Annotated in this window: 13 protein-coding genes; 12 read left to right on the forward strand and 1 reads right to left on the reverse strand. The window is 36.2% G+C overall.

Features of this window, described 5'->3' with window-relative positions; all coding sequences use genetic code 11:
* The first annotated feature begins 10 nt into the window (after window positions 1-10).
* Both J0M15_03230 and J0M15_03235 read left to right on the forward strand, forming a co-directional pair.
* Window positions 11-763 (forward strand): ABC transporter ATP-binding protein, encoded by a 753-nt coding sequence (locus J0M15_03230; GenBank protein ID MBN8536043.1) that lies wholly within the window; start codon window positions 11-13, stop codon window positions 761-763.
* Entirely contained in the window at window positions 760-1,521 is a 762-nt protein-coding gene (locus J0M15_03235; GenBank protein MBN8536044.1) for an ABC transporter permease, read from the forward strand. The genes J0M15_03230 and J0M15_03235 overlap by 4 nt, the downstream gene beginning before the upstream one ends.
* A 5-nt stretch (window positions 1,522-1,526) precedes the next feature.
* Here the strand turns inward: J0M15_03235 and J0M15_03240 are convergent, their stop codons facing one another.
* On the reverse strand, window positions 1,527-2,108 hold the full coding sequence (locus J0M15_03240; GenBank protein ID MBN8536045.1) for a hypothetical protein: 582 nt from the start codon (window positions 2,106-2,108) through the stop codon (window positions 1,527-1,529).
* Window positions 2,109-2,199: 91 nt separating this feature from the next.
* Here J0M15_03240 and J0M15_03245 point away from each other — a divergent pair, with 91 nt between their 5' ends.
* The 10 genes from J0M15_03245 (at window position 2,200) to J0M15_03290 (ending at window position 13,412) form a co-directional block, all read left to right on the forward strand.
* Window positions 2,200-3,000, forward strand: a complete 801-nt coding sequence (locus tag J0M15_03245) for a prepilin peptidase (protein MBN8536046.1) — start codon at window positions 2,200-2,202, stop codon at window positions 2,998-3,000.
* A 63-nt stretch (window positions 3,001-3,063) separates the two neighbouring features.
* Window positions 3,064-4,119 carry a type IV pilus assembly protein PilM gene (gene pilM, locus J0M15_03250; GenBank protein MBN8536047.1) on the forward strand — a complete coding sequence of 352 codons (1,056 nt, stop codon included), beginning with the start codon at window positions 3,064-3,066 and terminating at the stop codon, window positions 4,117-4,119.
* A complete protein-coding gene (locus J0M15_03255) occupies window positions 4,112-4,747 on the forward strand; it encodes a PilN domain-containing protein (GenBank protein MBN8536048.1) in 636 nt (211 codons plus the stop codon). The genes pilM and J0M15_03255 overlap by 8 nt, the downstream gene beginning before the upstream one ends.
* 3 nt (window positions 4,748-4,750) lie before the next feature.
* Window positions 4,751-5,344, forward strand: coding sequence for a type 4a pilus biogenesis protein PilO (pilO, locus tag J0M15_03260; GenBank protein ID MBN8536049.1), 594 nt, complete (start codon window positions 4,751-4,753; stop codon window positions 5,342-5,344).
* On the forward strand, window positions 5,341-5,910 hold the full coding sequence (locus J0M15_03265) for a pilus assembly protein PilP (protein MBN8536050.1): 570 nt from the start codon (window positions 5,341-5,343) through the stop codon (window positions 5,908-5,910). Before pilO ends, J0M15_03265 begins: the two co-directional genes overlap by 4 nt.
* Before the next feature lie 33 nt (window positions 5,911-5,943).
* Window positions 5,944-8,106 (forward strand): type IV pilus secretin PilQ, encoded by a 2,163-nt coding sequence (gene pilQ / locus J0M15_03270; protein MBN8536051.1) that lies wholly within the window; start codon window positions 5,944-5,946, stop codon window positions 8,104-8,106.
* A gap of 128 nt (window positions 8,107-8,234) precedes the next feature.
* Window positions 8,235-8,885 carry a hypothetical protein gene (locus J0M15_03275; GenBank protein ID MBN8536052.1) on the forward strand — a complete coding sequence of 217 codons (651 nt, stop codon included), beginning with the start codon at window positions 8,235-8,237 and terminating at the stop codon, window positions 8,883-8,885.
* 5 nt (window positions 8,886-8,890) lie between these two features.
* Window positions 8,891-11,158 (forward strand): MFS transporter, encoded by a 2,268-nt coding sequence (locus J0M15_03280; GenBank protein MBN8536053.1) that lies wholly within the window; start codon window positions 8,891-8,893, stop codon window positions 11,156-11,158.
* Window positions 11,155-12,165, forward strand: a complete 1,011-nt coding sequence (locus J0M15_03285; GenBank protein ID MBN8536054.1) for an ACP S-malonyltransferase — start codon at window positions 11,155-11,157, stop codon at window positions 12,163-12,165. The genes J0M15_03280 and J0M15_03285 overlap by 4 nt, the downstream gene beginning before the upstream one ends.
* Window positions 12,166-12,326: 161 nt before the next feature.
* Window positions 12,327-13,412 carry a hypothetical protein gene (locus J0M15_03290; GenBank protein MBN8536055.1) on the forward strand — a complete coding sequence of 362 codons (1,086 nt, stop codon included), beginning with the start codon at window positions 12,327-12,329 and terminating at the stop codon, window positions 13,410-13,412.
* The last annotated feature ends 5 nt before the right edge of the window (window positions 13,413-13,417 follow it).

Raw genomic sequence — 13,417 nt, forward strand, 5'->3', positions numbered from 1 at the left:
TAGAAATTTAATGGATGAGTACGCAATAAAAGTTGATAGTTTAACTAAAAAGTTTAAAACATCCTTCTTTAAAAAGGATAAGTTAATTCTTAATAACGTGTCTTTTAAGATTCCAAAAAATAAAACTACTGGGTTTGTTGGAAATAATGGTTCAGGTAAAACAACCACGATTAAATGTTTGTTAGAATTTATTTTTAAAAACTCTGGCGAGATATTATTTTTTAATCACCCTTTAAATTCTAAAATGCGAAGCAAAATTGGTTATCTTCCAGAAAGACCTTATCTTTACGAGTTTTTAACTGCTAAAGAATTTTTGGAATTTCATTATAAATTGAGCACTCCAGATGTCACCAGTCCTCGTTCTTTGATCATTGAAAAGATCAGTAGGGTCCTGCAGAAGGTAGGCCTGAGTGATGCAAAAGATAAATATTTAAGAAGCTTTTCAAAAGGAATGTTGCAACGAATTGGTTTGGCTCAAGCCCTTATTCATGAACCAGAATTGCTGATTCTCGATGAGCCTATGTCTGGACTGGATCCTGACGGTCGGTTAATGGTAAAAGATATTTTAAAAGAAGAAAAAAAGAAAGGTATTACCCTTTTTTTCAGTAGTCACTTGTTGCAAGATATGGAAGAACTTTGCGATTTTCTTGTAGTAATTCATCAAGGAGAAATTATTTATAATGATGAACTAAAAATCTTTATGAGCGAGTATCCATCATTAGAAGAAGCTTTTAGATCTAGAAAAAAGGAAACAATAAAATGAGAAGTACGTTATTGATTGCCAGTGTTACTTTTCAGGAGTTGATCAGAGAAAAACTATTCTTGGTCATGGTATTTATTTCAATTTTATTTATTTTTTTAAGTTTAGCACTAAGTAATATGACAATTTTTGAATATCAAAGAATTTTAGCGGATTTAGGAATGTCGACGATGGAAATTTCCACTTTGGGCTTAGCTTTGTTTTCTGGTTCTTATATGTTGAATAAAGAGTTTGATAAACAAACTTGTTTGTTACTTCTTTCAAAACCATTAAGGAGAGCTCATTTCTTAATTGGTAAGTTTTTAGGTTTGTCCTTTCTCATGTTATTAAATAACGTATTTTTAATGACTTTATTAAATATCATTTTTTGGGAACAGAAATATATTTTAAACTCCCTATTTATTTTAATAAACATTTTTATGAAAACAACCGTGGTTTGTTCTTTAGTATTTCTTTTGAGTATTTTTATTAGACCCATTTTAAGTTTATTGTTTGGATTAAGTTTTTATTTGTATGGGCATTGGATAAATAATGTAGAATTTTTTGTAAAACTAATGAAGGATCCAAAAATAACTGAATTTTATAAAATCCTAGAGTTAGTGAGTCCTCAATTTTATAGAATGAATTGGAAAAATTTTTATTACCTAAAGCAATCTGTTGAGGTTAAAGAGCTATTTTTCATGATTGGCTATTTTTCCATTTGGATTATTCTGTTTTTAATTCTGGCAATTAAAAAGTTTAATAAGAAAGACATTGTTTAGAGCCCTTATTTATCACATTCCATAATGTTTTCTTTGCTAATAGCATGACAAAAAAAGTTTTGACATCTGCCTGCGAATTCCTTGATGTAGGATTCGCAATCAGGACTTGTGCAATAGGCGGAATTGAAAAGAGATAGACAATCCATGTTATTTGAATCGCATTCAGACATTGAATCTTTAATGATAGCAGAGCAATTTTTTGACTCGCAAAAAATGGGATTGCCTTCAGTAAGCGCTTTGCAGTCATTACTTTCGCAGAGAGCGCTTTGGTTTTTCAAAATAGCCAAACAATTTTTTGAAGTGCAATAAGAATCATTTTGGGAAACAAAGGCCTTGCAGTCTCCCCTGGAGACTGCGGAAAAATTCTTTTCTGAAATCAATATAAATTTAAGCAGTCTATTTATTCTTTCTTTTGCTGAGTCGGCGACAATTTTAACATCATTTTTTTCAAGCAGAGAGCTGGGCTCTCTGGACTTGGCTGAAACGAGAGGATTGCTATTTATGTTTTTATTTGAGCTTGAACACTGAAGACCAAGACAAAAGAAGGACAAAATTAAAAGAAACTTTAAATTAAAATTTATTTTCATAGGAAAACGCCTCTATTTTTTTTAATTCTCAATCAATTCTATCAAAAAAAAATAGTCTTGTCTTAAAAAAAAAATAGTGTTTAATAAAACTATGTTAGATAGTTTGGGTATTTCTTCAGAGGCTCTGATATTTATATTTTTTTTTTACGGCTTGATTTTTGGAAGTTTTGCAAATGTTTTGATATTTAGGATACCCCGTGAAGAAAGTCCCATTCGTCCAAGATCTTACTGTTATCAATGTAGAACTCAGATTAAATGGTATGATAATATTCCTGTAATTTCTTGGTGCCTTCTAAGAGGAAAATGCCGGAAATGCAAGGCTGCAATTTCTTATAGATATCCTTTAGTGGAGTTATTAACTGGAATTTTATTTTCTCTAGCCTACATTCAGATTGGTTTTCATTATTATCTGATCGAAGTTATCCTATTTTTATTTGCATCAGTGGTTTGTACATTTATTGATTTTGATCACATGATTTTACCTGATGAGTTCACCCTTTCCGGAATAGTTATTGGTCTCCTTGGAGCTCTTTTAAATCCAGAGAGAGCTTTCTTGGACGCTGTTCTAGGAGTTCTATTTGGGGGAGGTATATTGTGGATGTTGGCCTATATTTATTATTTGATTTCTGGAAAAGAAGGAATGGGTGGAGGGGACATAAAACTTCTAGCCTGGATTGGGGCCTTAGTTGGTTGGAAGGCGATACCTTTTGTTATCATGTGTTCAGCAATTACCGGCTCTGTCGTCGGTCTATTAGTCGCGTTTAAATCAAAGGATGGATTCAAAACCGCGATTCCCTTTGGCCCCTATCTGGTCTTAGGTGCGGTGTTATTTATTTTCTATGGCCAAAAAATTGGCGAATGGTATTTTAATTTATTTTTACCTGGATTTTGAGCCTGTCGTGCATTTGACTCTTCACTGAGTACAATTCAAAATGAAATCTAAGGAAGAAATCAAATGTTTTTTACTTCAAAAAAAGTTTTAGGACTTGATATAGGTACTAATTCGATAAAAATTGCAGAATTAGATTTGAAGGGTAGCTCTGCGACATTGCAAAATTTTGGTTTTTTACCTACTCCTGTAAATTCGATGGCTCCAGAAGAAATCAAAGATGCTCACGCTTTAGGATCAGCGATATCTAATTTGATTTCTGAAATGAAAACAAAACGAAAAAATGCTTCGGTGGGGCTCAGTGGCACGTCAGTTATTGTCAGAAAAATTAAGATGCCAAAAATGGAAGATAAGCTTTTAAAAGAGCAAATTAAATTTGAGGCTGAGCAATATATTCCGTTTGATATTCAAAATATTTCTTTAACCCATGTGGTTTTAAACAAGCAGACTCAAGATGCCACGATGGATGTTCTGTTAGTTGCGGCTCAAAATGAAATTGTTTCTCAGTACTTGTCGGTAATTGAAAATGCCAATCTAAAAACGTCAATAGTGGATGTGACCGGTTTTGCTTTAGCCAATATCTTTGAATTCAACTATGGTAAGAAAAATGATTTGAATGTGGGTATACTAAGCTTTGGAGCTTCCGTTATTAATTTTATTGTTATGTCTAAAGGGGAAGTTGTTTTTTGCAGGGACATTTTAGCAGGAGGCATCAACTACACAAATGAAATTTCGAAAAACTTGGGAATTTCATTAATTGAAGCAGAAACCCTCAAAATATCGGCCTCATCAAAAAAAGAAGTTCCCGAAGAAGTAACAATGTTTATGCAGATGACAACAGATTCTATTGTTGAAGAAATCAAAAACTCCTTGGATTTACTTAATGTTTCAACCAATGGTATTACCATTGATAGATTTTTTTACACGGGAGGAGCCTCTGCCACTTTTGGACTTATTGAATCATTGCATAAAAGCACTGGGGCTATTTTTGAGCACTTAAATCCATTTAAAAAAGTGAGCACGAGTTCTAAGAAATTTTCTCCACAATTTGTTAAGCAACTTGCCCAATTTTCAGCAGTCGCAATGGGCTTAGGGTTGAGGCAAGTTGGTGACAATGATTAAAGTAAACCTCTTAACCTCTAAACTTAAATCGCAAGTAAATCCTCAGATGACAACGATTGCCTTAAATCAAGATTTGGTGATTACCAAATCTGAATTGAAAAACCAGGCACTTTTGAGAATTTTTACCCTCTTGTTTTTTCCAATTTCTTTTTATATTTTTGATAATTTTTACTATCAAGATGAAATGAAAGCTCAATTGCCTCCTTTGCAAAAACAAATTGATGAACTCATATTGTTTAACAAAGCGAAAGAAAAGTTTGTTAATGATATCAAACAATTTGAAAAGGAAGGTGACATCATCAGAGAAAAAATTAAGAAAATCAATTTTTTAAACTCCATTAGGGGACATGAAATTGAAATTCATAAATTTTTTCAAAAGTCTTTGCCTGAAAAACTTTGGATTGATGAATTTACTTATAATTATGATCCATCAAAAACTGAAGTATCTGTTAAAGGTGAAATTAGAATAAAAGGGTTATCGGTTAATGCTTCTGATGTGCAGAAACTAAGAACAGAAGTTAAACAAAATATATTGTTTAACTCTTGCGAAATAATTGAGCAAAAAACCGTAGATTTTGAAGGTCAAAAACTGGAAAGCTTTGAGATGATTATCTCAATGGGTAAATGAGATATGATTAATTTTTTTATCAAAATAGTTGGTTTTGAGTATTCAAAAATTATGCTTGCCGCTTTTGTTCTTAGTGGTCTTTATTATATTGGTTCATTTAAAGACACGATGGCTCAACTTGAACAACAATTAACAACGCTACAACAACAGAAGAATCAAGAGGAATCTAAAGCTCAAGACACCAAAAAAACAGAAGAGAAAGCTATTTTGGTGCAGCAACTTGTGACCAAATTAAGTCAAAATTTGGATGAAATTCAGAAAAGATTGCCCAATAATATCACCACCTCTGATGTGATTTCTTATATTGAAGGCTTTTCGAGAAAGCCACAAATTCAAATTTCATCAAAAAAGCCCTTAGCCACTGAAAAAATTGATATTGTTGAGAAACTCCCTTTGGATATTGAATTTAAAGCGAGTTACTCCCAGCTAGGAATATTTTTTATTCAAGCTGGAAATTTTGAAACCATTACCACGATTTCTAAGTATAGAATTTCACGAATACCCAGCTCAGATAAAAATTTGTTACACGTGGATCTGACAATTAATGGATACCGGTCCTTAGAGAATAAAGTTGAAAAAAATAAGGATAATAAGTGATCAAATTATTTCTTTTTTTATTTTTATTTAATCAGGCTTTTGCCGAAGAGGGTAAGACCGAAGTAAATCCAAATCCTAATGCAGCGGCTACGTCCCCGCCTACGACTCCAGCTACGGCCCCAGTTACTGCTGTTCCCTTGGAGGAAAACCAGGTTACCGCACCTATAAATGAATCAAAAAATGATTTTGAATATAACGAAAATGAAGGCCGAGATCCATTTAAAAGATACCGTGATCCAAGTCTTATCTTGCAGTCCAAACAAGATCCCAAAAAAGAGGAAATAGATCTGGCTTTGCTAAAAATTAGAAATATTAAAACCATTTTGGTACCTGTTGATGTGATTCTTTTAGGAATAGTTTATAATAAAGACAACCCCGTGGCGGCCATCAAAGTTAAGGAAGGTAAAACTTATTATATGAAAAAGAATGATCAAATTGGTCGAAATGAAGGTAAAATAGTTGATATTACAAGTAACTCCGTGCTGATAGAGCAATTTAGAAATTTCGATGGGCAAAAAATTTTAGAAAAAGTTGTCCTAAAGTTTAAAAAAAATGAACAGAATTAGAAGTGAAAAGCATTAACTCCTAGGGAGATTTATATGAATTTGAAAAGAAAAATAATATTTGTACTCGCCTTAGGATATTTTGTGGTATCCTGTTCTTCTCAACCAACAGGTTCCGATGAAGACTTAGCCTCGGATAAGGGTGCCAGTTCAGAGGTAGCGGCTAGTGATACAAATGCGGATCCCGCTGTCGAGAAACCTTCTGAAGGTTCAGATCCAGTAGATGAGTTTAGTGAAAATACTCCAGAGAACCCTCCGCCTCCGACAGCAGAGAATCCGCCACCGCAAGAGCCAGCTAAGGACGAGTTTTCTCTGAACGAGGCTCCTCAGCCTGAGCCAGCACCGTCCGAACAGCCGATGCAAGACCAGCCCCTCGCAGAACAACCGCCTGCAGAACCACAACCACAACCTCAGCAGCAGGAACTTCCTCCACAGGAAACAGCGGCTCCGGTGGTTGTCAGTGAACCAGCACCCGTAAATAAACCAGTCACAATTAAAGGGATACAATTCAAAGGTAATGATACTGGCGGTTCATTGGTTTTGGAAGCTTCAGGTCCCTTTACCTACACGACCAGAAAAAAACCTGAGCTCAATCAACTGATTATTGAAATTCCCAACTCTGAAGTTTTGGCAAAAGTTTTACGCCCTCTAAATATGAAAGAATTCAAAGGTGGAATAGCTTCTGTGGATACTTATAAAAATCCTGGAACTCAAATTACGAGAGTGGTTTTGCAATTGAGAGCTGGGGCGAGTGATCCATTTATTCAGTTGGAGGGAAATTCTTTGGTTGTGGCGACTAACGAAGCCACTGAGAAAACAGATCAAGTGGTAAATACAGATAAGTTGGAGGAAATGAAACAATCTTCCTCTCAAGAGTTTTCTTCAAAAAATGATTCGCAGAGTACAAGTAAGTTAAATTCCTCTAGCGTTTTGACAGGACAAGAAAGTATTTCAGAGTTTTTAGAGAAAAACACTAAATTCTATGGAGAAATTATTGATTGTAATTTTGATGATATGGAGACTAAAGAAGTTATAAACCTATTGGCTTCCTCTGCTAATATTAATTTAATTACGGAAGAAGTTCCAGTTTCTAAAATATCAATAAGTCTGAATCGAGTGGCTTGGGATCAATGTTTAACAGTCATTATGAAAATTAAAAAACTGGGCTATGCGAAAATTGGTAATATTTTGAGAATCGCAACTTTAGATGTTTTGTCAAAAGAACTCAATGACAAGGTAAAAGAATACAATGATCGAAAACAGATCGATCCGACAAAGGTACAGATTTTCCCTATCAGTTTTGCAGAGGGAAGTGACTTGCAAGACAAAATGAAAATCTTTTTAACTAAGGATCGTGGAAGTATTTCCTTTGATTCGCGCACCAATTCGATGATTGTGATTGATACAGAAGATGTGCTTAAAAAAATAGGCATCATGATAAGAAATTTAGATACCCCTCCGGCTCAAGTTCTGATTGAAGGTAAAATTGTTGAAGCTAATGAAAACTTTCAAAATCAGATTGGCGTGAATTGGGGGTTCTCAGGACAGGCCGTAAGTTTAGTAAAAGGAAAAGTAGAGATGACTCCAAATTTCTCTTTAGGGAAAGCAAGTAGTACTTCTGAATATGGATTTGGACTTAATATTGGTGTTCTAGATGTGTTGGGAAGTTTAGCTGCAACCTTAGCTCTTTTGGAAAAAGAAGATAAGGTCAAAGTTTTGTCTTCGCCGCGGGTTGTGAGTATTAATAATAATAAAGCAACTATTTCTGCAAAAAATGATGTTAAAAATGCTGTTGTTGATAATACAGGAAAATTGATAGAGGGGGCGACAATGTCTACAGCCTTAACTTTAGAAGTGACTCCTCAGGTAACAAATGACGGTTCCGTCAAAATGAATATCAAAGTATTGCGATCCTATCCAGGTATTGCCTCAAATCCTTCGTTACCGGCATCGGCTCCCAAATATGAAAGAAATGTGGAAACCAATGTGTTAGTAAAAAATGGACAAACGTCGGTTATTGGTGGAATATTTCAAAATGATACAGCCGAAGGTGAAGTGGGTATTTCTGGCTTAAAAGATATCCCTATTTTGGGGTATTTATTTAGGCAGAAAAGCTCATCCAGGATTAATACCGAGCTTTTAGTGTTTTTAACTCCAAAGATTTTAACGTATAATGACATAGAGGCGGTTAAACAGTGATTTTAATAAGAACTAACCATATTGAATCATTGGTGCAACCTCATAGAGGTAACTACTTAGCATCAAGCACACGGAATTAAACGCATGGAATTAGCCACATAGAATTAGCCACAGACAAGGAGGTTAAAATGACAAAGTTAAAAATGACGATGCTAAGAATAAAAATGTTTAGCCTCCTGGTATTTTCAATATTGCTGAGCTGTTCCGGTTCTGGTGAGGATGCTAGTGATAATCTGAAGGTAGAGATTTCATCGGGAGTTAATAATATTATTCCTTCATCCACGCGTTCTTGTGAAGAAGAAGCCAAAGGGACTTTGGTTGCAGGTTCGGTTACAAATTACTTTGAAGTTCCAACTCCCGTGATTGTTTGGCAAGGAAGCAAGACTTCAGAGGTACGAGTGGAGGTTCTAAAGTTAACCGTGGAGTCCGCTCAAATTGGTAAATATGAATGCACCTTATCCTCCAGTTCTTTAAATATTCTTTTTTGGAAACGTGAATATGATAAAGACAAAAACGTTTTGGTATCCTCTTGGGATCATCATTTGGGAGCCAATTCCGCTGATACAATTACTTCAACGTCTGAACTTAAAGCCAAGGGGTATACTTCTTGTCCTATAAAGTGTGGCGGAGTTTCAATTAAAAAGGATTCCATAAAGTTTACTGCCAAGGGAAAATGGGAACTGATCGCTATAGAAAAAAGATATGCTGCAGATAATAGCAGTTATGAAGAGTTCCCATTAAAAGTGACTGGCGAATTTAAGGTACAGAATCCATTTTGAGCCTTATGTATAATAGAGCCGAAGTTGTTGATCAAAATTTTATTAAGTTTGTAAGTCATTTACAGTTTCCCAAATCAAAGCAGGAAATTTTTTATGATGAAAAACTTATAAAACTTATTAAACCCACAGAACTTGTTGATCTTTTCGAAAGTCAAATTATCAGCCGTCATTTAGACTTAAGAGCAAGAATTCTTAAAAATTCAAATCTGTGTTTTTACACCATTGGGAGTTCTGGGCATGAGGGCAATGCTGTTTTTGGTAAGTACTTTAAACACTCGGATATGGCATTTTTGCATTATCGATGCGGGGCCTTCATGGTGCAAAGATCTAAACAAGTTCCTGGGGTTTCCGCCATCTATGATGCCATGTTAAGCTTTGTCGCTTCAAGCGAGGATCCCATTTCTGGAGGTCGTCACAAAGTATTTGGAAGCAAAGCCTTAAATATTCCACCGCAAACAAGCACCATTGCGTCTCACTTGCCAAAGGCAGTAGGGGCTGCTTTATCTATTTCGAGAGCCAAAGAATTAAACTTACCTAGTATGATTCCCTCGGATGGCCTTGTTCTTTGTGAGTTTGGGGATGCATCGGCTAACCACTCAACCGCCGTGGGGGCTATCAATACCGCATCTTGGATTGCCTATCAAAATATTCCCTTACCTTTGATTTTCATTTGCGAGGATAATGGGATTGGGATTTCAGTTCACACTCCTAAAAATTGGATAGAAAGTAATTTTTCAAATAGGCCAGGAATAAAGTATTTTAAAGCAGACGGATTAAACTTATTGGACTTGGTTATAAAAACTAAAGAAGTTGAGGCCTATGTTCGTCAAACCAGAAGGCCCGTATTTTTTCATATAGAAGTGATTCGTATGTTAGGCCATGCCGGCTCCGATGTTGAATTTAACTATCACACCCTGGAGCATATTGAAGCCATCGAGTTTCAAGATCCCTTACTCCACAGCGCTCGGATCTTAATTGAAAATAATATTCTTTCTATGAATCAAATAATTGAAATGTACGAAGATTTAAGAGCCAGAATTGATAGCGTTGGTCAGTATGTCATCACAAGGCCAAAGCTTTTAAAGCCAGAAGAGATTAGGTCCTCGCTGATCGCTTGCGATCATCCTCGTGTGGCCCCTGAAAAACCATCGATAAAACAAAGAGAAAAATTTTTTGGTAACGAGTTTGCGAGATTGAAAACGCCTCAGCATTTAGCCAAATTATTAAATTACACCTTGATCGATCTATTGGCTCAATATCCAGGAGCTTGTGTCTTTGGTGAAGATGTGGCGCAAAAAGGCGGTGTTTATAATGTGACGGATGGTCTCTATTTAAAATTTGGCGCCAAAAAAGTATTTAATTCTTTGTTAGACGAACAGTCGATACTTGGAACAGCTTTGGGTTTTGCTCAAAATGGTCTTTTGCCTATTCCTGAGATTCAATTTTTAGCTTATGTTCACAACGCCGAAGACCAAATTCGTGGGGAGGCCGCGACCTTGGCTTTTTTTTCGAAAGGTCAGTTTACAAATCCTATGGTTGTTCGCATCGCAGGATTGCCCTATCAAAAGGGTTTCGGTGGCCATTTTCACAATGATAATTCTTTAGCTGTGTTTAGGGATATTCCCGGATTGATTCTAGCTGTGCCTTCAAATGGTTTAGATGGAGCGAAAATGCTAAGAAGATGCGTTCGAGAAGCTTATGAAAAAGGGCGAGTCGTTGTTTTTATAGAACCTATTGCTCTTTATATGACAAAAGATTTGCATCAAGAGGGAGATAAGGGCTGGTGCTTCGCCTATCCTGATCCAGAAGACGAGATTGAGATTGGGGACTTTGCTCTCCATAGCAAACAAAGCCCTCTTGCGGAAGATATTCTTATCATCACTTACGGAAATGGGGTTTATTTCTCTTTGCAGGCCCAAAAAATCTTGGATGAAAAACATCAACTAAAAGTTCATGTTTTGGATTTAAGATGGGTAGCGCCCTTAAATAAGGAAAAAATATTTTCGGTCGCAAAAGAATTTAAAAATATTTTAATCGTCGATGAGTGCCGACAAACGGGATCTTTAAGTGAAGGTTTGGTTTCATTATTAGTCGAGGGATTTAATTCCCTTCCTTTGAGTCCACAAATTCAAGTGATAGCTGCACATGATTGTTTCATCACCCTAGGTGTGGCCGCCGCCGCCGGATTGCCATCTCGAGATGAAATTATTAAAAAATGTTTGGAAATGAGTTTACAAAATAATTTAGAAATCAAAGAAGTGAAGTCAGAATGAAGAAAAGAGTCGTGGTTGTCTGCCCTGGACGGGGGTCTTATACCAAAGAAACCCTGGGCTATTTAAAAAAATATGATTCAAAATTTCCAGATTTTATTTCTCAGTTAGATTCGGAAAAGCAGCATTTGAATGAAATAACCATTTCAGAATTGGATAAGGCCCCTTTGTTTAACCCTCAGTTGCATACTAAAGGCGAACATGCATCAACACTTATTTACGCTTGTGCCTTTGCTGATTTTTTAAATTTGGACAAAGAAAATTACGAGATCGTAGCCGTTACTGGAAATTCAATGGGGTGGTATATTGCCATGGCGGTGGCAGGATCTTTTGGAATTAAGGAAGCCTTCAAAGTTATCAATACCATGGGTTCAATGATGAAAGATGAGGTCATCGGGGGACAAATCATTTATCCCATCATGGATTCCGATTGGAAAATAATTGAAGAAAAAAAAATATTAGTTCTAAACTCCCTCATGGAAGTCAATTTGATCTCTGGCTGTGAAGCTTACATTTCCATTTTTTTGGGAGGGTATTTAGTCATCGGTGGGAACCAAAAGGCATTGAATCACTTATTAAAAACCTTACCCAAATACGAAAATTACCCGTTTCAGCTCTTGAATCATGCTGCTTTTCATACGCCATTACTAAAAATGACGTCGCAACAAGCCTTTCAAGAGCTTCCCCTCAGTTTGTTGGATACGCCTAAATTACCCCTTGTTGATGGCCGTGGGCACCTGTGGATGCCGTATTCAACTGACTTAACAGAGTTATATCAATACACTCTAGAGCATCAGGTTCTTGAACCCTATGATTTTAGCAAAGCGATCACTTATTGTTTGAAGGAATTTTGCCCTGATCAGGTGATTCTTTTGGGCCCAGGAAACTCCCTTGGTGGAGCGCTGGGTCAGATATTTATTGAAAATAATTGGAAAAGTTTGAGCTCAAAATCAGATTTTATTTTGTTGCAAAAAGAAAATCCATTTCTTGTTTCCTTAGGTAGGGATTAAAACGCGTAACACCTGTTTTCACCTTGAGATGAACCCTAAACTAGAGTTATTAATTCTCCTTATGGCTCCCTAAAAATCTTTTGCCTTGCCTCCAGCCTTGTCTGAATCTAGTTTCCAGCAAGTTAATTTGCAATTTTGCAACTTTGCAACGTGGGGGAAAAGTGAACCAAAAATGTTTTTCTAATTTCAAAAATCGACTAGGCAAAAATGTCCAACTTATATTTAGACAATTCCTATGCATTTTTATTTTTTGGTTAATTCCCATTAGTTTTGCAAACACCACTGTGATGACTTCAGATAAAAACTTATCCAAGAATTCTGAGAAATCTTCCACTCAAGAAAAGGAGAATTGTCATTTTATTCCTCCGAATAAACTCAGATTTCCAATTAGATCATTTGGACAAATGTCAGAAAAAACGTTTAACCAAGTTATTCACGCGGTAGAAGAAGTGTATGATCCTATTTTTAGACAAATGGGGCAGGGACGATTTCATATTAGAAATTTATGGACTGACGACACCGTTAACGCCGTGGCCTTTATTTGTGATCCAGCTCAATTATTAAATAACTCGGCCTCTGATGAAAACACCAAGGCGATGAAAGAAAAGTGTTCGAGTTTATTATATACAGCTCCCAACGTGACAGTAAGAACAAGAGTTGTTGAAATGTACGGAGGCCTAGCGAGACACCCATTAATGACAGCCGAAGGTTTGCTTTTAGTTGCATGCCATGAAATTGGCCATCACCTTGGTGGAGCCCCTTTATACTCGGGTAGCAATCTTTCAACGGAAGGCCAATCGGATTATTTTTCTACAGCAAAATGTGCCAAAACGATCCTTTCTAAAGTGCCTAATAATGAGGGCTGGATTCAAGTGGCCAATATTCCCCTCGAGGTACGTACTTCTTGTCAGAATGCTTTTCCGAATAATCTTTTACGTGCAGCCGTTTGCATGAGATCTTCCATGGCAGGATTATCGCTAGCAAGGGTTTTGGCTTCTTTTAGTAGTGATTGGAGACAAATAGATTTTTCAAGAACAAATAAAATTAAAGTGAATGAAACTTTCCAAGGTCATCCAGAAGCTCAATGTCGGTTAGATACTCTTTATGCGGGAGCGCTCTGTAATGTTTCTGAAGATATTCCTTTTAGCCTGCGAGACCCAAGAGCTGGGGCTTGTCTGTTACAACGAAATCAATTTCGAAGCGCAAGACCCAGCTGCTGGTATAAGGATCCATTGGTTAGATTTTAATCACG

The organism is Deltaproteobacteria bacterium (assembly GCA_017302835.1).
Taxonomy (GTDB): Bacteria; Bdellovibrionota; Bdellovibrionia; order Bdellovibrionales; family Bdellovibrionaceae; genus UBA2316.

Bases quoted from the DNA above. Each gene is read 5' to 3' on its own strand.
- J0M15_03280 (MBN8536053.1), top strand. From the start codon at position 8,891: ATGTATAATAGAGCCGAAGTTGTTGATCAAAATTTTATTAAGTTTGTA.
- J0M15_03255 (MBN8536048.1), top strand. From the start codon at position 4,112: ATGATTAAAGTAAACCTCTTAACCTCTAAACTTAAATCGCAAGTAAAT.
- pilO (MBN8536049.1), top strand. From the start codon at position 4,751: ATGATTAATTTTTTTATCAAAATAGTTGGTTTTGAGTATTCAAAAATT.
- pilM (MBN8536047.1), top strand. From the start codon at position 3,064: ATGTTTTTTACTTCAAAAAAAGTTTTAGGACTTGATATAGGTACTAAT.
- J0M15_03240 (MBN8536045.1), bottom strand. From the start codon at position 2,108: ATGAAAATAAATTTTAATTTAAAGTTTCTTTTAATTTTGTCCTTCTTT.
- J0M15_03285 (MBN8536054.1), top strand. From the start codon at position 11,155: ATGAAGAAAAGAGTCGTGGTTGTCTGCCCTGGACGGGGGTCTTATACC.
- J0M15_03235 (MBN8536044.1), top strand. From the start codon at position 760: ATGAGAAGTACGTTATTGATTGCCAGTGTTACTTTTCAGGAGTTGATC.
- J0M15_03230 (MBN8536043.1), top strand. From the start codon at position 11: ATGGATGAGTACGCAATAAAAGTTGATAGTTTAACTAAAAAGTTTAAA.
- pilQ (MBN8536051.1), top strand. From the start codon at position 5,944: ATGAATTTGAAAAGAAAAATAATATTTGTACTCGCCTTAGGATATTTT.
- J0M15_03275 (MBN8536052.1), top strand. From the start codon at position 8,235: ATGACAAAGTTAAAAATGACGATGCTAAGAATAAAAATGTTTAGCCTC.
- J0M15_03245 (MBN8536046.1), top strand. From the start codon at position 2,200: ATGTTAGATAGTTTGGGTATTTCTTCAGAGGCTCTGATATTTATATTT.